The following is a 17,244-nucleotide window of genomic DNA, read 5'->3' as shown; positions in this document are numbered from 1 at the left end:
GTCAGGTCGCGATCGGGACGGCCGCGCCGCTCACCCGCACCCCGGGCTCGCCGGGGACCAGGCGGACCGTGATGCGGCTCGGCCGTCCCAAGTCGTCGCCCTGGCGCAGCAGCAGGGTGGCGTCCGCGGGCACCAGGCCCAGCTCCCGCAGGTAACCGCCGAGTGCCGCGGCGGCCGCGCCGGTGGCCGGGTCCTCGTAGACGTCGCCGATCGGGAACGGGTTGCGCACGGCGAACTCCGCCGCACCGGCCCGGTGCACCAGCTGCACCGTCGTCCAGCCACGCTCGGTCATCAGCGCCTTGAGCGCCGGCACGTCGTAGTCCAGGCCGGCGAGGCGCTCGCGGCTGGTCACGGCCAGGATCGGGTGGTACGCCCCGGCGTACGCGACCCGCGGCGGCAGAGCGGTGTCGAGGTCGTCACGCCCCCAGCGCAGTGCCGCGAGCAGCGCGGTCAGGTCGCCGGCGGCCAGGTCCGCCACGCTCGTCGCGACGCTGGTCAGGGTGGCCACCCCGTCCGTGCCCACGGTGACCGGCACCTCGCCGGCGTTCGTCACGAAGAGATGCTCACCGGGGCCGAGAGCCGCTGCCGTCGCCACCGTGGCGTGCCCGCAGAACGGCACCTCCAGGACCGGGCTGAAGTAGCGCACGCGGTAGGCGCCGCCGGGCCGTCCCGTCACGAACGCGGTCTCCGAATAGCCGACCTCCGCCGCGATCGCCAGCATCTCGGCGTCACCGAGCCCGCCCGCGTCCAGGACGACCCCGGCCGGGTTGCCACCCCGGGGATCCGCGCTGAAGGCCACGTACCGCTGAATCTCTGTCATGGGGCTGACCCTGCCGCGCGGCACCGGGGGTGACCAGAGCCAATCGCGCGTGCCTGGATGTGTCGCCCCGCACAGTCGATGTTTGTCATACCCGCGGGGTAGCGTTCGTGCGGTGACAGAGGCGATCACACCCATCCCACCAGCCGGCCTGCCGCGCACCCTCGGCGAGCTGCGGTCCTCAGGCCATGAGTTCCGCACCGTCAAGGAGGAGCTGCGCGACAATCTGCTCCGCAAACTGGGCGCGGGCGAGCCGCGCTTCCCCGGCATCGTCGGCTATGACGAGACGGTGCTTCCCGAGGTGGAGCGTGCCCTGCTGGCCGGCCACGACATGGTGCTGCTCGGCGAGCGCGGCCAGGGCAAGACCCGGCTGATCCGGGCATTGGGCGGCCTGCTCGACGAGTGGACCCCGTTCATCACCGGCTCCGAGCTGCACGAGCACCCCTATCATCCACTCACTCCCGCCGCTCGGCGGCTGGCCGCCGAGGCCGGTGATCTCCTGCCGGTCTCCTGGCTGCACCGCTCCGAGCGTTACGGGGAGAAACTGGCCACCCCGGACACCAGCGTCGGCGACCTGATCGGCGACGTGGATCCGATCAAGGTGGCCGAGGGCCGTGCCCTGGGCGACCCGGAGACGATCCACTTCGGCCTGGTGCCCCGGACGAACCGGGGCATCTTCGCGGTCAACGAGCTGCCCGACCTAGCCGAGCGCATCCAGGTGTCGCTGCTCAACGTGCTGGAGGAGCGCGACATCCAGGTCCGCGGCTATCAGCTGCGCCTCCCGCTCGACCTGCTGCTCGTCGCCTCGGCGAACCCCGAGGACTACACGAACCGCGGCCGGATCATCACCCCCCTCAAGGACCGCTTCGGCGCCGAGATCCGCACCCACTACCCGGTGGATCTCGAGCTGGAGACCGCTCTGATCCGGCAGGAGGCGGCGCTTGTCGCGTCCGTGCCGGAGCACCTGCTCGACGTGCTCGCGCGCTACACGCGGGCGGTCCGCGACTCACCGTCGGTCGACTCCCGCTCCGGGGTGTCGGCGCGGTTCGCGATCGCGGCGGCCGAGACGGTCGCGGCGTCCGCGCTGCGCCGGGCCGGGCTGCGCGGCGAGCGTGAGGCGGTGGCCCGGGTGTGCGACACCGTGTCGGTCACCTCGACGCTGCGCGGCAAGGTGGAGTTCGAGAGCGGCGAGGAGGGCCGGGAGACCGAGGTCCTGGCGCACCTGCTGCGGGTGGCGACCGCCGAGACGTTCCGGGCCCGGCTCTCCGGGCTCGATCTGTCCGGGTTCACCGACCTGGTCGCCGAGGGCGCCATCATCCAGACCGGTGACCTGGTCAGCGCCGAGGAGCTGCTCGGCCAGATCGGCACCGTGCCGGGCCTGGCCAAGGTTCTCGACCGGCTGGATCTCGGTGACGCGCCGAGCCCGGGGCAGGCGGCGTCCGGCGTGGAGTTCGTCCTGGAGGGTCTGCACCTGACGAGGCGCCTCGCCAAGGAGCTGACCGACGACGGCCGCACCCTCTACGGGAGCTGACCGTGCCGGGCAACGTCTTTCGATACGGCGCCTGGCGCGACGGCCCCGACCCGCTCGCCCCGCCCTACGACGTCCGCGCCGCCGTCGACGAGATGGGTGAGCGGGTCCTCGCGGGCGACAGCCTGCGCGACGCGCTGCGTGACCTGATCCGGCGCGGCCCGCGGGACGGCCGCGGTCTGGACGCGTTGCGTGAGCGTGCCCGCCGGCTGCGGCGTGACGCGCTGCGCCGGGGCAACCTGGACGGCGCGGTCACCCGCGCCCAGCAGATGCTGGACCAGGCCGTCGCCACCGAGCGCGACGCGCTCTCGGCCAGGGACGACGACGCGGCCCGCTTCAACGAGGCGGTCCTCGACAGCCTGCCGCGCTCGGTCTCGCAGGCCGTCTCCGAGCTGTCCGACTACCAGTGGGCCTCCGACGAGGCCCGCGCGATCTACCAGCAGATCCTCGACGGCCTGCGGCAGGAGGTGGTCTCGCAGCGGTTCGCGGGCATGCGGCAGGCGCTCCAGCAGGGCGACTTCGAGGACGTCTCGGCGATGCTGAGCGATCTCAACGACCTGCTCGCCCGGCACGCCCGCGGTGAGGACACGGCCGACGCGTTCCGTGACTTCATGGCGAAGCACGGCCGGTTCTTCCCGGACGATCCCGCAAACGTCGACGAGCTGATCGACTCCCTGGCCCGGCAGGCCGCCGCCGCCGAGCGGCTGATGCGCTCGCTCAGCCCGCAGCAGCGCGAGGAGCTGGAAGGCCTGATGCAGCAGGCGCTCGGCGAGGGCCCGTTGGGCGGGCAGCTCGCGGAGCTCTCCGACAACCTGCGATCGCTGCGCCCCGGCCTGAACTGGGGCCGTGGTGAGCGGATGCGCGGCCAGAACGACCTGGGTTACGGCGACGCGGCCGCAGCACTCGGCGAGATCGGCGACCTGGACGAGCTGATCGAGCAGCTCGAGCAGGAGCACGCCGGCGCGACCCTCGACGACGTCGACGTGGAATCGGTGGAGCGCCAGCTCGGCCGGGGCGCCGCCGACGACCTGCGCCGGCTGCGCGAGCTGGAGCGCGAGTTGCGCCGCCAGGGCTGGGTGCAACGCGACGCCGAGGGGCTCACCCTCTCACCGAAAGCGCTGCGCCGGCTCGGCCAGACCGCCCTGTCGCAGATCTTCCGCGACATCGCCGGCAAGCGCGGCGACCACGACATGCGCGACGCGGGAGCGGCCGGCGACCTGATCGGCTCCTCCCGCCGCTGGGAGTTCGGCGACGACCAACCCCTCGACGTCGTGCGCACCCTGGGCAACGCGGTTCGCCGCCGGGCCGGCTCCCGAGACGTCCAGACCCTTCCGGTACGCCTCGAGCCCGACGACTTCGAAGTCGCCGAAACCGAGCGGCGCGCCTCGGCGGCGGTGGCACTCTGCGTCGACCTCTCCTACTCGATGTATGCGGACGGTCGCTGGGGCCCGATGAAACAGACCGCCCTCGCCCTGTCCCACCTGGTCGCCACGAAATTCCAGCAGGACGCGCTACAGATCATCGGCTTCGGCAAGTACGCCCAGAACCTCTCCCAGGGCGAGCTGGCCGCCATCGAACCGACGGTCGAGAAAGGCACCAACCTCCAGCACGCCCTGAAACTCGCCGGCCGTCACCTGCGGCGTCACCCGGGTGCGGAGCCGGTCGTGCTGGTCGTGACCGACGGCGAGCCGACAGCGCACCTGGAGGACGACGGGGAGGCGGTGTTCTGGTGGCCGCCCTTGTCGGAGACTGTGCAGGCGACGGTGCGGGAGGTCGACCAGCTCACCCGGTACGGCGCCACCATGAACGTGTTCATGCTCGGCGAGGACCCGGGTCTGCGCCGGTTCGTGGGGGCGGTGGCTCAGCGTAATGGGGGGCGGGTGTTCAGCCCTGAGCCGGGGGAGTTGGGGCGCTACGTGATCGACGACTACGTGCGCGCCCGGCGCGGCCGACGGTGACGTTGACGGGCGGCGCGGTGGCACTTCCCGTCGCCCGTCGCGCCGCCGCATTCACGCGCCGCGCCACCGCCCCGCCCTGCGCCGCGCCACCGCGCCGCGCCACCGCCCTGCGCCGCGCCGAGCCGCGCCACCGCCCCGCCCTGCGCCGAGCCGCGCCACCGCCCCGCCCTGCGCCGCGCCGCGCCACCGCCCCGCCCTGCGCCGCGCCGCACCCACGCGCCGCGCCACCGCCCTGCGCCGCGCCGCGCCACCGCCCCGCCCTGCGCCGCGCCGCGCCACCGTGCCCGGCGTGCCCAGCCCGCCGCGCGGACGTCAGCAGCCAGCCAGCCAACCGCCCGCCCGCCTGCAGCCGCCCGCCTGCCGCCGCCTCCGCTGTCGGCGCGTCTGGCGTGGGTAGGCGCGCACGTTGGGGTTGCGTGTGCGGTGGTTGGGCCTATGACGTGCCTATGACGTGGGTAAACGCGCACTCAACCTCAACGTGTGCGCCTGTATCGCTGCCCGCGAGCGGCTTGGCGCTCGGGCTGTGGGGTGGGCCGGCGGCGGGGGTCAGCGGCGTGGGTCAGCGGCGGAGGGTGTCGATGGGGGCCTCGCCGTAGCGTTCGCGGTAGGCGGCGGCGAAGCGGCCCGCGTGGGTGAAGCCGTAGCGGTAGGCGATCTGGGCGACGGTGGTTCCGGGAGGTGCTTCGCGGAGGTCGTCGTGGACCAGGCCCAGGCGTAGTTGCCTCAGGTAGGACATGGGGGGCATTCCCGCGTACCGATGGAAGCTCTGCTGCAGTGACCGCACGCCGACGCCGGCGATCTCGGCGAGGTCGGCCACGGTGAAGGGGCGGCCCGGTTGGGCGCGCATCGCGTCGACCACCCGCCTGATCGCGCCCGGTGCGGCGAGGCTGGGGCGCTGGCGGTCCAGTTGGTCGCGGTAGCGGTGCCCGGTGGCCAGCAGCAGGCCGGTGATCATGGATTCTCGCAGGCGGGCGCCGACCACCGGGTGTGCGGTCAGGCCGCCCGGCAGGCCGGTGTCGGCGGCGATCATGCGGGTGAGGCGTGCCCAGGTGGCGCCGGGGCCGTGGGTCACGTCGAGGAGGGGGCTGAGGTCGAGCGGTCCGCGTACCGGGGTCTCGAGCATGCTGGCCAGCTGGTTCTCCAGGTCCCGGCGGCTGATCTTCACGGCGAGGATGCGGCAGTCGCCGTCCCAGCTGTCGACGGTGGTGTCGCCGACCGGCTGGTATACGGCGGCGTGGCCGGTGTCGGCCCGGTGCGGTTCGTCGCTGCCCTGGTGTGAGGTGAGGCGGCCGGTCAGGGGCATGTTGACGTGGTAGGCGTCGAGTTCGCCGGAGAAGATGCGCACGTCGACGCCGAAGCTGAGGTCACCGATGGTGACCGCCGGGCTGCCGGCGACGGCGAAGGTCGCGGTCCATTCGGCGGGCCAGGCGAGCACGTTGGCGTCGATGGCGTAGAAGTGCCGTCGGAGAACGTCACAGGCCTCGTCGACGTCCGTGAGCGAGTGAGTCGAAGCACGCACGTCTTACAGCTTGACGTTTCAATGAACAGGTTGCCAAGCGTGTGGAAGGCGTCACGTTAACGGTATCCCGGGTGAATTCGGGCCAAACTCCTGATGATCTTTCGGCGCTTTGCGGCCTCCATCCTGGTTTGCCCGCGCTCTGGCGCAGATCTTGTGCTCCCCGACACCCGGATGGGTGGCCGACAGCCGACAGTCTCGGTCGCCCGATCGATGAACTAGCCTCCTAGGATGCTCTACGGGATGTGGCGGGTGTGACTGCGCGTCGGCTACGGGGAGGCGGCTGGTTATAGTTGCTCGGCGAGTGCCCTGGAGATAAGTGCTGCACCGCCGTGGGGGATCAGGGTCGCGGCGGATCAGGGCGGCATTGCGGACACGGGGTCCGCGCTGGAGCCGGGCGGGGGCCACGGCCGGGGGGAGAGGAAATCGCGATGTCGCAGCACCCTGCGCCGTCCATCGAGACCTCCAACCGCATCTGGACGCTCCCCAACGTGATCAGCTTCCTGCGGCTGCTCGGCGTTCCGCTCTTCCTCTACCTGCTGCTCGTCGCGGAGCAGGACATCGCCGCGGTGATCGTGCTGGCGATCGGCGGGTCGACGGACTGGGTGGACGGCTACATCGCCCGCCGGACGAACTCGGTCAGCCGCCTCGGTGAGCTTCTCGACCCTTTCGCTGACCGGCTCTACATCCTGGCCACGCTCATCGGGTTCACCGTGCGCGAGGTGGTGCCGTTGTGGTTCACCGGCGCGCTGCTGGCCCGTGAGGCGGTGCTCGGTGTGGTGCTGCTGATCCTGCGGCGGCGTGGCTACGGGCCGCCGCCGGTGCACTACGTGGGCAAGACCGGCACGTTCCTGCTGCTCGCCGCGTTCCCGCTCATCCTGCTGGCGAAGGCCGTGCCGTCGATCGCCTTCTGGATGACACCTGTCGGCTGGGGCCTGGCCTGGTGGGCGCTCGGGTTGTACTGGGCGGCCTGCGGCCTCTACATCGTTCAGGCCGTGCGAATGCTGCGCGCGGACAAAGCCGACCGGGCCGAAAAGGCCGGCAGAGTGGGCAGCGCTGACAAGGCAGGCAGAGTGGGCCGGGCCGGCAGCGCGGGCAGCGTCGAGAAGGCCGAGAGAGCCGACAAGGGCGAGTCGTGACGGTCCCGGATCCGGACGGCGGCTCGGGGAAACGGACGTACGCCCCCGACTTCCTGACCGAGTTGTTCCGCAATCCGCTGGACCCGGGTTACGCCGACGCGGCGGCCCGCCGCGAGCAGACCGGTGGGCGGACCGGCACCGGCAAGCGTGCGGCGAGTGTGTCCTCGGCCGTGGTGCTGCTGATGATCGGCTTCCTGCTGGTGATCGCCTACCGGCAGACCGTGGCGGAGGAGCCGGCGCGGACGCAGGCGCGCCAGGAGCTGGTCGAGCAGGTGGAGCGGCGGCGGGACGAGACCGAGAACCTCCAGACGCGGGCGGACAAGCTCGCCGACGAGGTGGCCGGCCTGCGTGAGCTGGCGCTCAGCGACGCGGCGGTGGCTCAGCTGCGTGATCTGGAGGCGGCCTCAGGGCTGGCTACGGTACGCGGGAACGGTGCCAAGGTGACCGTGGCGGACGGGCCCACGTCGGTCGACGCGGTCACCGGGGAGCGGCGTACCGAGGGCCAGGTGAAGGACACCGACCTCCAGCTGGCGGCGAACGCGCTGTGGGCCGAGGGTGCCGAGGCGATCGCGATCAACGGGGAGCGGCTGACCGGTACGTCGACGATCCGGCAGGCCGGTGAGGCGATCCTGGTCGGTGTGCGCCCGGTGACCACGCCGTACGAGGTGGTGGCGATCGGGCCCGGCGATCTGGCCAAGGCGTTCCGGGGTGGTTACGCCGGTCAGTTCTTCGAGACTCTTTCCGCCCGGTACGGCATGTCGTTGGAGGTGTCCGTGGTGAAGAACGTGACTCTGGATGCGGCGGCCGAGCAGAAGCTGCGGATCGCCGAGCCGAGTGTTGCCCCGCCCGCCCCGTCGGGTTCGTCGCCGGCCGGCTCCGGGTCGCCCGTGCCGTCCGGCTCTGTGTCGGAAGGCGGACGATGATCGCCGTACTCGCCCTGATCGCCGGTGTCCTGCTGGGCATCGTGTTCAATCCGGCGGTGCCGCCGGAGTTGGTGCCCTATCTGCCGATCGCGGTGGTGGCGGCGCTGGACGCGGTGTTCGGCGGGGTTCGCGCCAAACTGGACGGCATCTTCGACGACAAGCAGTTCGTCGTGTCGTTCATCTCCAACGTGCTGGTGTCGGCGCTGATCGTGTACGTGGGTGATCAGCTGGGTGTCGGTGGCCAGCTGTCCACGGGTGTCGTGGTCGTGCTGGGCGTGCGGATCTTCGGTAATGTCGCGGCGATCCGCAGGCACCTCTTCCGGGCTTAGGACTTCAATGACCGATCGTGACGATGCCGGCCAGCGTCCGGGCCGCGACCTTCCCGTGGTGGAGGACGCGCGGTCCGCCGCGCCCGTGACGTCCGCGCCGGCGGCGGATCCCGGCGTCCACGTGGAAGAGGAGCCGACGGTCTCTCTCGGCGGCGAGCAGGTGGCCGCGCGGGCGAACCGGGAGGACGAGGCGACGGTGTCGCTGAGCGGCGAGCCGGTGGCCGCGCGGAGGGACCCGGAAGAGGATCCGACGGTCGCGATGAGCGGCGAGCAACTGGCCGTGCGAGCGGATCCGGAAGCCGGAGACGGGCCTCGATCGGGTGACAGTGGGCCGGCCGCGGGGGAGACGTCCGCCACGTCACCCGATCCGTCGATTTCCGGTACAGCTCAGCCCGTACCCCAAGAAAGTGATCTTGATCGCGGAGCCGGAGGCGACCAGGGTCCCGGCCGGGGAATCCGGCGGCCGGCTCCGGCGGGGACGCTCATCTGGGTGCTGCTGGCGCTGCTGGGGTTCACGCTCGTGGTGCAGGTGCGCAGCAACGACGCCGACCATGGGCTGGCGACCGCGCGGCAGGAGGACCTGGTCCGGATCCTGAGCGATCTGGAGGCGCAGGACAGCCGGCTGCTGGCCGACATCCAGGCGCTGGAGAGCACCCGCCAGCAGCTGTCCTCGGGTGTGCAGGGCCGGGAGGCGGCGCTGGCCGAGGCGACGAAACGCACCGCTGAGCTGGGCCTGCTCGCGGGGACCGTGCCGGGGCGCGGGCCGGGCCTGGAGATCCTGCTGGACCGGGTGAAGGCCTCGGACGTGCTGAACGCGGTGCAGGAGCTGCGTGGTGCGCGCGGCGAGGTGATGCAGCTGGCCGGCGCCAACGGTGCCGCGGTGCGGGTGGTCGCGTCGAGCTATTTCGTGGACGCCTCCGGGGGCGGGATCATCGCCGACGGTGAACATCTGACGGGGCCGTTTCGTCTTCTGGTGATCGGGCAGCCGGACACCATGCGCACGGCATTGCAGATCCCGGGCGGGGTGGTCGCGTCGGTGCAGAACGACGGCGGTAGCGTGACCATGGACTCGCGTTCCCTGGTCGAAGTGACCGAGGTCCGTAAGGCGGCAAACCTGCAGTACGCGCGTCCGGTTTCGTGATTTACGGAGGAAGCGTTGATTCCTGAAGATCTGCGGTACACCGCGGAGCACGAGTGGGTGGCCGGCGACGGCAGCGGACCCGTGCGGGTGGGTATCACCCACTTCGCACAGGACGCTCTCGGTGACATCGTCTTCGTGGATCTGCCCGAGGAGGGCACGGTCGTGCAGGCGGGAGACTCGCTCGGCGAGATCGAGTCGACGAAGAGCGTGTCGGAGATCTACGCGCCCATTGCGGGCACCGTGGTGGCCAAGAACGCCACTCTCGCCGACGAGCCGGAAATCATCAACGGCGAGCCGTACGCGGCCGGATGGCTGGTGGAGATCGCGCCGGATGATCCGGCGGTGCTCGATTCTCTGCTCGACGCCGCGGCGTACCGGGCGCTCACCGAGAGCTGATGTCGTGTTCCGGGAGAATCAATGCCGCCCGGGGGCGAATGAACCTTTTTCACCGTGGCGAGGCTCCCGCTCCCGGCGGTGGTCAACGGCCCGGCGCCATCGGGCTCGATGCCAGGTTGAAAAAGGTTCAATAGAAGTCAATTGGTCTCCGCGAGTCCGGTTGCTCAGCGATATTGGCGCTGACTAGGCTCGCGGAGCACACGAAGAACTGTTATCCCTTTGAAACCGATAGTCGTGCGTCGGGCCGAATCCGGCCTCGGCGGGGCCGCAACGCGGGGGCTCCGCCGGGAGGCGACGACCAACTGATCCGTGAGGTGGTCCGATGACGCGCCCAGACGACGAGTTCCCCCCACTCGACGTCACGTCCACGCTGAACCTTGGCGCCCTTGACGAGGTGCTCGAGGGACCAGATACCGACGTGGTGCCGAGCCGCATGTCCGGCTCGCTGCCGCCCGGTATGGCTTTGCTGGTGGTGCGCCGTGGCCCTAACGCGGGCGCACGCTTCCTGCTGGATCACGATGTGACGACCAGCGGCCGGCACCCGGACAGTGACATCTTCCTCGACGACGTGACGGTGTCGCGCCGCCACGCCGAGTTCCACCGTGACGGCGGCACCTTCACCGTCCGCGACGTCGGCTCCCTCAACGGTACGTACGTGAACCGGGAAAGGGTTGAAGCCGCGACGCTCAGCAATGGCGACGAGGTCCAGATCGGCAAGTTCCGTCTGGTCTTCATCGCCGGTCCGCGTCCGGAGGGCGAGGGCGGCCGGGCGTGACGTCGTCGGGGGCGGCCGCGCGTGACCCGGGGGCTTCGCGCCCTCAGGACGGGCGTGAGGGTGCGCTGATGAGCATCGGGGAGGTGCTTGCCCATCTGCGCACCGAGTTCCCCGACACCACGATCTCGAAGTTGCGTTTCCTGGAGGCGGAGGGTCTCGTCGACCCGCAACGCACCGCCTCCGGGTACCGCAAGTACTCGTGGAACGACGTGGCCCGGCTGCGGTTCGTGCTGACCGCCCAGCGCGATCAGTACCTTCCTCTGCGGGTCATCCGCGAGCAGCTGGACCGGATGGAGCAGGAGCCGGCGGTGCCGCAGCGCCCGACGCTGGTGGCCGTCGGCGCCCAGCGGGCCACGGATCCGGCGGACACCCGGATCCCGAAGGCGGACCTGATCGAGCGCACCGGGGTGGAAGAGCCGCTGCTGGCCGAGCTGGAGCAGATCGGCCTGGTCGTGGCACGCCCGCCGGGCTGGTACGACGCCGACGCGGTGATCATCGTGGAGGCGGTGGTGGGTCTCACCCGCTACGGGCTGGAGGTCCGGCACATGCGGGCGTTCCGCAACGGCGCCGACCGTGAGGTGGGCCTGTTCACACAATTGCTGGCGCCTATGGTGCGCCAGCAGGACCCGGGCGCACGGGCCCGGGCGACGGAGACGGCACGTGAGCTGCAGGCGCTGTCGCAGCGCTTGCACTCGGCGCTGGTGCGCTCCGGACTGCGCGGCGAACTGGGTCGCTGACCCGGTTCGGCCTACCCTGTGGGGGGATCCCGCGCGGGTCGGTTTCCGGTGGTGTGCGTGTACCGTGCAGGTAGGGGCGGCTGGTGGGACAGCGGCGACAAAACAATGACACGAACTCAACGACACGGAGGCGGGCAGTGCGCGAGCTGAGCGTGGTCGGGGTCCGGGTGGAGCTGCCGAGCAACCAGCCGATCGTGTTGCTGCGAGAGGTTGACGGCGACCGTTACCTGCCCATCTGGATCGGGGCGGTGGAGGCGACCGCTATCGCGTATGAGCAGCAGGGCGTCAAGCCGGCCCGGCCGCTCACGCACGATCTTCTCCGGGACATCCTCTCGGCGCTGAAGGCGCCGCTGAAGGCGGTGGAGATCACCGAGCTGAAGGACAACGTCTTCTACGCCGATCTGCTGATCGGTGACAGCCTGCGGGTGTCCGCACGGCCGAGTGACTCGATCGCCCTGGCGTTGCGGGTGGGTGCGCCGATCCGCTGCGCGGATCAGGTGCTGACCGAGGCCGGCATCGTGATCCCGGATGAGCAGGAGGACGAGGTGGAGAAATTCCGCGAGTTCCTCGATCAGGTCCGGCCGGAAGACTTCGCGGGCTGATCCGGCTTTCCCGGGTTGATCCGATTTCGCGGGTTGATCCGGTTTTCCGCGGGCTGATCCGGTTTCGCGGGTTGATCCGGTTATCCGCGGGCTGATCCGGTTTCGCCCGTTGATCAATCCCTGCGGTTGATCGATCTTCGCGGCCGGCGAGCCTTCGTGGTTGATCAATTTTGTGGGCTGATCCGGCGGTGGTGTCCGATATCGACGGTCGCCGAAGGGCAGTGCTCGCCCACACGCGGCGTGTCGTGCCGTTACCTCCATGTTTCGGCCCGGACTGAGATATACGCTCGTGAAGTCCAGGTGAACCGGCACACCGCCCAGAGTTTGATCATGGGCAGCGGGGAGGTAATTCGCGTGCAGGAGCAGCCTCTGGAGGGCCCACTACTCGGCGAGGACGGCGCAGTCGGGTATCGGGGCGTGACCGCCTGTCAGGCGGTGGGGATCAGCTATCGCCAACTCGACTACTGGGCACGGACCACGCTGGTGGTGCCGAGCGTGCGTGACGCCTCGGGGTCCGGGACGCAGCGGCTCTACTCGTTCCGCGACCTGGTGGTGCTGAAGGTGGTCAAGCGCCTGCTGGACGCGGGTGTGTCGCTGCAGAACATCCGCCGGGCCATCGACACGCTGCGGGTTCGCGGTGTGGACGACCTGGCGGAGATCACGCTGATCTCGGACGGGACCACGGTGTACGAGTGCCGTTCCCCGGAGGAGGTCGTCGACCTGCTGCAGGGCGGTCAGGGCGTGTTCGGCATCGCGATCGGCGGTGCGTTCAAGGAGATCCAGGGTTCGCTGTCGCACCTTCCCGCGGAGCCGGCGGCACCGCAGCCGGTGGGCGCTCAGGTGCCCGCCGAGCCGGCCGAGGGTGACGAGCTCGCCGCGCGGCGGGCGCGCCGCAGGGCGGGCTAGCGGTCAGAAACTGTCCGCATCCCGCGGTAGCTTCTCCGGGTGACTCACATCGCAGACAGCCACGATGTCATCCAGGTCCGCGGGGCCCGGGAGAACAACCTTCGCGACGTTTCGCTCGACGTGCCGAAACGGCGGTTGACCGTCTTCACCGGGGTGTCCGGTTCTGGTAAGTCCTCGCTGGTCTTCGGCACCATCGCCGCCGAGTCGCAGCGCATGATCAACGAGACGTACTCGGCGTTCCTCCAGTCGTTCATGGGCAGCCCGGCACGGCCGGACGTCGACGCGCTGCACAACCTCAGCGCCGCGATCGTGGTGGATCAGGAGCGGATGGGCGCGAATGCCCGGTCGACGCTCGGCACCGCGACTGACGCGTACACGATGCTTCGGATCATTTTCAGTCGTCTCGGCTCGCCGAGTGCCGGCAGCGCGCTGGCCTACTCGTTCAATGCCGAGGGCATGTGCCCGGGGTGCGAGGGCCTCGGCAAGGTGTCCAGCATCGATGTCTCGCAACTCGTCGACCGGGAGAAGTCGATCAACGAGGGCGCGATCACGGTGCCGAACTTCAGCGTCGACGGCTGGTATGTCAAGGCGTACTCGGAGTCCGGCTTCTTCGATCCGGACAAACCGGTGCGGGACTTCTCGCCGGAGGAGCTGTCCGACTTCCTCTACAAAGAACAGAGCAAGATCAAGATCAACGGCATCAACACGACGTACGAAGGTCTCGTGCCGAAGGTGCAGCGGATGTACCTGGCCAAGGAGCGCGAGTCGGTGCAGCCGCACATCCGGGCGTTCATCGACCGGGCGGCGACGTTCGCACCGTGCCCGGACTGCGGCGGCACCCGCCTCAAACCGGCGGTGCTGGCATCGCGGATCGACGGTCGCAACATCGCCGAGTGCTCCGCGATGCAGGTCAGCGACCTCGCCGAGTTCCTGTCCGGCATCACCGCGCCGTCGGTCGGCCCGGTCGTGACGAACCTGCGGCACACCCTCGACTCGCTGGTCGAAATCGGTCTCGGCTACCTGTCGCTGGACCGGGAATCGGCCACCCTCTCCGGCGGGGAGGCACAGCGGGTGAAGATGGTGCGGCACCTCGGGTCGAGCCTCACCGACATCACCTACGTGTTCGACGAACCCACCGTCGGCCTGCACCCGCACGACATCCAGCGGATGAACGGGCTGCTGCTGCGGCTGCGCGACAAGGGCAACACGGTCCTGGTCGTCGAGCACAAGCCGGAGACCATCGCGATCGCCGACCACGTGGTGGACCTCGGCCCCGGCGCCGGGCCGGGCGGCGGCCGCATCCAGTTCGAGGGCACCGTCGAGGGCCTGCGCGCCAGCGACTCGCTGACCGGCCGTTACCTCGGCCATCGGGTGAGTTTGAAGGACTCCCTGCGTACCTTTGAAAATGTCTTGCCGATCCGCAACGCCAGCACGCACAACCTGCGTGACGTCTCCGTCGACATCCCGTCCGGTGTGCTGACGGTGGTCACCGGGGTGGCCGGCTCCGGCAAGAGCTCATTGATCTACGGTTCGCTGCCGCACCGCGACGGCGTGGTCGTCGTCGACCAGTCCGCGATCCGCGGGTCCCGGCGCAGCAACCCGGCCACCTACACCGGGCTGCTCGACGCCGTGCGCACCGCCTTCGCCAAGGCGAACCAGGTCAAACCGGCCCTGTTCAGCGCCAACTCGGCCGGCGCCTGCCCGAACTGCAAGGGCATCGGCCTGGTCTACGTCGACCTGGCGATGATGGCCGGCGTCGCCGGAGTCTGCGAGGAGTGCGAGGGCAAGCGCTTCACCGCCGAGGTGCTCGGCTACAAGCTGCGCGGCCGCGACATCAGCGAGGTCCTGGCGATGCCGGTCAGCGAGGCCCTCGAGTTCTTCACCGAGAAGCCGGCCCGGGCCGTCCTGGACCGGCTGGCCGCGGTCGGCCTCGGCTACATCACCCTCGGGCAGCCGCTCAACACCCTCTCCGGCGGTGAGCGGCAGCGCCTGAAACTGGCCGTCCACATGGGCGGCGGGACGGTCACCTACCTGCTCGACGAACCCACCACCGGTCTGCACCTGGCCGATGTGGATCAGCTGCTGGCCCTGCTGGACCGCCTCGTCGACACCGGCAACACGGTGGTGGTCATCGAACATCACCTGGCGGTGATGGCCCACGCGGACTGGATCATCGACCTGGGGCCGGGCGCCGGGCAGGACGGCGGCAAGGTCGTTTTCACGGGTACGCCCAATGAGCTCGTTACCAAGTCGGACACGGTGACGGCTCAGCACCTGCGGGAGTACGTGTCCCTTCCTTAATCCTGCTTGCCTGTCCGGCTCTTTCAGGCGTGGTTCTGCTCGTCCAGGAAGGTGTGGTTCTGCTCGTCCAGGAAGGTCAGTGCGGCGGTGGCGAACAGGGGGGAGTCGCAGAGGTTGTAGTGGGTGAGGCCGGGCAGGATCGCCAGGGCGTGACCACCCTTGGGCCGGCCGTCACCCATCCAGCCGCCGTCACGCTGCCCGCCGTCGAGCAGCCCGAAGACCTCGACGAAGTGGGCCGGCGGGCACATGTCGGCGTCCGCGGCCACGATCAGCGTCGGCACCTGCAGGCCGCGGACCTCCTCGGTGAAGTCGAAGTCCTTCAGCATCGCCGTACCGATCTTGTCGAGCAGGCGGGGGAAGTCCTCCGGGCGCGGCGCCACCCGCTGGTACAGCTCGTACATCGGGGTCTCCTTCATGAACTCCGCGGCGGCGGCGTTCACCTGGACCTGCTGCTCGAGGATCTCCGGGTAGGTGGCGCTGCGCCGGATCCCGGCGGACGCGGCGACCAGGCGGCCCACCTTCCGCGGGTGCCGGATCGCGACCTGCAGGGCGACCCCGCCACCGAGCGAATACCCGACCACATCCGGCCGGTCCAGCTCCAGGTGATCGATGAGGGCGGCGATGTCGTCGGCCATCAACGGGATCTCGATCGGCCGGTCGATGTCGGCGGTCCGGCCGTGCCCCTGCAGGTCGACCAGGATCACCTGGTGCTTCTCGCTGAACGCGGGCAGGACCGGGCCGAACATCTCACCCGAGCCGAGGCCGCCGTGCAGTAGCACCAGCGGCTTGCCGGTGCCGTGGATCTCGTAGTACAGGTTGATGCCGTTGACGTCGGCGTACCGGCCGGAGCCGGCGTTGTCAGCGGTCCACGTGGTCATGTCGACTCCCTCGAAGCGTTCCGTGATGATGTTGCGGGGTAGACCCGGCGGGTGCCGGAAACTCATCGCGGGTGGCGAAGAAAAACCGAACTCGGATAGTTTCGGCTGCGTGAGCGATGTGGCGGCGCAGCTTGAGGTGTTCCGGCCGGAATTGACCGGCTACTGCTATCGCATGCTGGGGTCCAGCTTCGAAGCCGAGGACGCGGTGCAGGACACCATGATCCGGGCGTGGAAGGGCATGGACAGCTTCGAGGGCCGCTCCGCCCTGCGCTCCTGGCTCTACCGGATCGCCACGAACGTCTGCCTCACGATGCTCGGCAGCGCCCAGCGGCGGATTCGCCCGATGGACCTCGGCCCGGCCGGCTCCGGCCACGCCACCCACCCCGGTGAGCCGCGCCCCGAGGAGATCTGGGTCGGCCCGGTCCCCGACGAGCGGATCCTCCCCGAGGGCACCGACCCGGCGAACGTCATCGCCGCCCGCGAGTCGATCCGCCTCGCGTTCGTCGCCGCGCTGCAGCACCTGCCCGCCAAGCAGCGGGCCGTGCTGATCCTGCGCGAGGTCCTCGCCTGGTCGGCGCAGGAGGTCGCCGAGTTGCTGGACACCTCCGTCGCCGGCGTGAACAGCGCCCTGCAGCGGGCCCGCGCCACGATCGCCGCCGCCGACACGGGCGCCGACGTGTACCAGCCGCTCGACGAGGAGCAGAAGGCGCTGCTCGGGCGGTATGTGAGGGCTTTCGAGGCGTACGATTTGACCGCTCTGACCGCCCTGCTGCACGAGGACGCCACCCTGTCGATGCCGCCGCTCCCGCTCTGGCTGCGCGGCCCCGACGACATCACCGCGTGGATGTCCGGCACCGGCCGCGGCTGCCGCGGCTCCCGCCTGATCCCGGCGGTCGCGAACGGCCTGCCCGCCTTCGGCCAGTACCGCCCCAGCGTGACCGGCGCCGGCCACGACCCGTGGGCCCTGATCGTCCTCGAAACCACCGGCGGCCGCATCACCGCCGTCAACAATTTCCTCGACACCGAGCGGTTGTTCCCGCTCTTCGCCCTCCCCACCCACCTCCCCTGACCCAGCTGGCCTCCTGCGCCCCGCTGGCCTCCTGCGCCCCGCTGGCCCTGAGTGGCGCCTCGCGCCGGTCGAGGCGCCCCTGGGAGCCAGCTGGGTTGTCCGGCTGGAGGTGAGGGGGGTGTTTTCGGCCGGGAGGCACCTCTGGGAGCCAGCTGGGTTGTCCGGCTGGGCGTGAGGGGGGTGTTTTCGGCCGGGAGGCACCTCTGGGAGCCAGCTGGGTTGTCCGGCT

15 protein-coding genes and 1 pseudogene are annotated in these 17,244 nt (G+C 70.3%); 13 read left to right on the top strand and 3 right to left on the bottom strand.

The window, feature by feature from the left end; genetic code table 11:
* Position 1 precedes the first annotated feature (1 nt).
* On the bottom strand, positions 2-820 hold the full coding sequence (locus tag ACFQV6_RS20285) for a PhzF family phenazine biosynthesis protein (protein ID WP_378029089.1): 819 nt from the start codon (positions 818-820) through the stop codon (positions 2-4).
* A gap of 112 nt (positions 821-932) precedes the next feature.
* On the opposite strand from ACFQV6_RS20285, the gene ACFQV6_RS20280 reads away from it, so the two are divergent.
* Both ACFQV6_RS20280 and ACFQV6_RS20275 read left to right on the top strand, forming a co-directional pair.
* Entirely contained in the window at positions 933-2,348 is a 1,416-nt protein-coding gene (locus ACFQV6_RS20280; RefSeq protein ID WP_378029088.1) for a sigma 54-interacting transcriptional regulator, read from the top strand.
* A gap of 2 nt (positions 2,349-2,350) precedes the next feature.
* Complete coding sequence (locus tag ACFQV6_RS20275; protein WP_378029087.1) at positions 2,351-4,303, top strand: VWA domain-containing protein; 1,953 nt, start codon at positions 2,351-2,353, stop codon at positions 4,301-4,303.
* Positions 4,304-4,862: 559 nt separating this feature from the next.
* Here the strand turns inward: ACFQV6_RS20275 and ACFQV6_RS20270 are convergent.
* Positions 4,863-5,822 carry an AraC family transcriptional regulator gene (locus ACFQV6_RS20270; protein ID WP_378029086.1) on the bottom strand — a complete coding sequence of 320 codons (960 nt, stop codon included), beginning with the start codon at positions 5,820-5,822 and terminating at the stop codon, positions 4,863-4,865.
* Positions 5,823-6,250: 428 nt separating this feature from the next.
* On the opposite strand from ACFQV6_RS20270, the pseudogene ACFQV6_RS20265 reads away from it, so the two are divergent.
* From ACFQV6_RS20265 to ACFQV6_RS20220, 10 genes and pseudogenes are all read left to right on the top strand, one after another.
* Positions 6,251-6,841 (top strand): annotated as a pseudogene (locus ACFQV6_RS20265) (CDP-alcohol phosphatidyltransferase family protein); the annotation flags it as partial.
* Positions 6,842-6,954: 113 nt separating this feature from the next.
* A complete protein-coding gene (locus ACFQV6_RS20260) occupies positions 6,955-7,881 on the top strand; it encodes a DUF881 domain-containing protein (protein ID WP_378029085.1) in 927 nt (308 codons plus the stop codon).
* Positions 7,878-8,210, top strand: coding sequence for a small basic family protein (locus tag ACFQV6_RS20255; protein ID WP_378029084.1), 333 nt, complete (start codon positions 7,878-7,880; stop codon positions 8,208-8,210). The genes ACFQV6_RS20260 and ACFQV6_RS20255 overlap by 4 nt, the downstream gene beginning before the upstream one ends.
* Positions 8,211-8,217: 7 nt before the next feature.
* Positions 8,218-9,351, top strand: a complete 1,134-nt coding sequence (locus ACFQV6_RS20250) for a DUF881 domain-containing protein (protein ID WP_378029083.1) — start codon at positions 8,218-8,220, stop codon at positions 9,349-9,351.
* A 15-nt stretch (positions 9,352-9,366) separates the two neighbouring features.
* A complete protein-coding gene (gene gcvH, locus ACFQV6_RS20245) occupies positions 9,367-9,747 on the top strand; it encodes a glycine cleavage system protein GcvH (RefSeq protein WP_378029082.1) in 381 nt (126 codons plus the stop codon).
* 322 nt (positions 9,748-10,069) lie between these two features.
* On the top strand, positions 10,070-10,522 hold the full coding sequence (locus tag ACFQV6_RS20240; protein WP_378029081.1) for an FHA domain-containing protein: 453 nt from the start codon (positions 10,070-10,072) through the stop codon (positions 10,520-10,522).
* A 68-nt stretch (positions 10,523-10,590) separates the two neighbouring features.
* A complete protein-coding gene (locus ACFQV6_RS20235) occupies positions 10,591-11,259 on the top strand; it encodes a MerR family transcriptional regulator (protein ID WP_378029080.1) in 669 nt (222 codons plus the stop codon).
* A gap of 137 nt (positions 11,260-11,396) precedes the next feature.
* Positions 11,397-11,861 (top strand): bifunctional nuclease family protein, encoded by a 465-nt coding sequence (locus tag ACFQV6_RS20230; protein ID WP_378029079.1) that lies wholly within the window; start codon positions 11,397-11,399, stop codon positions 11,859-11,861.
* A 330-nt stretch (positions 11,862-12,191) separates the two neighbouring features.
* Positions 12,192-12,767 (top strand): MerR family transcriptional regulator, encoded by a 576-nt coding sequence (locus ACFQV6_RS20225; RefSeq protein WP_378029078.1) that lies wholly within the window; start codon positions 12,192-12,194, stop codon positions 12,765-12,767.
* A gap of 39 nt (positions 12,768-12,806) precedes the next feature.
* Positions 12,807-15,068, top strand: coding sequence for an ATP-binding cassette domain-containing protein (locus ACFQV6_RS20220; protein ID WP_378029077.1), 2,262 nt, complete (start codon positions 12,807-12,809; stop codon positions 15,066-15,068).
* Positions 15,069-15,091: 23 nt separating this feature from the next.
* On the opposite strand, the gene ACFQV6_RS20215 is transcribed toward ACFQV6_RS20220, so the two are convergent.
* Entirely contained in the window at positions 15,092-15,946 is an 855-nt protein-coding gene (locus ACFQV6_RS20215) for an alpha/beta fold hydrolase (RefSeq protein WP_378029076.1), read from the bottom strand.
* 109 nt (positions 15,947-16,055) lie between these two features.
* Here ACFQV6_RS20215 and ACFQV6_RS20210 point away from each other — a divergent pair, with 109 nt between their 5' ends.
* Positions 16,056-17,015, top strand: a complete 960-nt coding sequence (locus ACFQV6_RS20210) for a sigma-70 family RNA polymerase sigma factor (protein ID WP_378029075.1) — start codon at positions 16,056-16,058, stop codon at positions 17,013-17,015.
* Positions 17,016-17,244: the final 229 nt, after the last annotated feature.

The organism is Actinoplanes sp. GCM10030250, assembly GCF_042666575.1.
Lineage (GTDB): Bacteria > Actinomycetota > Actinomycetes > Mycobacteriales > Micromonosporaceae > Actinoplanes.
This window is presented reverse-complemented; position numbering and strand designations above follow the sequence as displayed.

What these genes read in the sequence shown, in the direction of transcription:
- ACFQV6_RS20225 (WP_378029078.1), top strand. Translation starts at nt 12,192, where the DNA reads ATGGGCAGCGGGGAGGTAATTCGCGTGCAGGAGCAGCCTCTGGAGGGC.
- ACFQV6_RS20215 (WP_378029076.1), bottom strand. Translation starts at nt 15,946, where the DNA reads ATGACCACGTGGACCGCTGACAACGCCGGCTCCGGCCGGTACGCCGAC.
- ACFQV6_RS20255 (WP_378029084.1), top strand. Translation starts at nt 7,878, where the DNA reads ATGATCGCCGTACTCGCCCTGATCGCCGGTGTCCTGCTGGGCATCGTG.
- ACFQV6_RS20250 (WP_378029083.1), top strand. Translation starts at nt 8,218, where the DNA reads ATGACCGATCGTGACGATGCCGGCCAGCGTCCGGGCCGCGACCTTCCC.
- ACFQV6_RS20285 (WP_378029089.1), bottom strand. Translation starts at nt 820, where the DNA reads ATGACAGAGATTCAGCGGTACGTGGCCTTCAGCGCGGATCCCCGGGGT.
- ACFQV6_RS20235 (WP_378029080.1), top strand. Translation starts at nt 10,591, where the DNA reads ATGAGCATCGGGGAGGTGCTTGCCCATCTGCGCACCGAGTTCCCCGAC.
- ACFQV6_RS20240 (WP_378029081.1), top strand. Translation starts at nt 10,070, where the DNA reads ATGACGCGCCCAGACGACGAGTTCCCCCCACTCGACGTCACGTCCACG.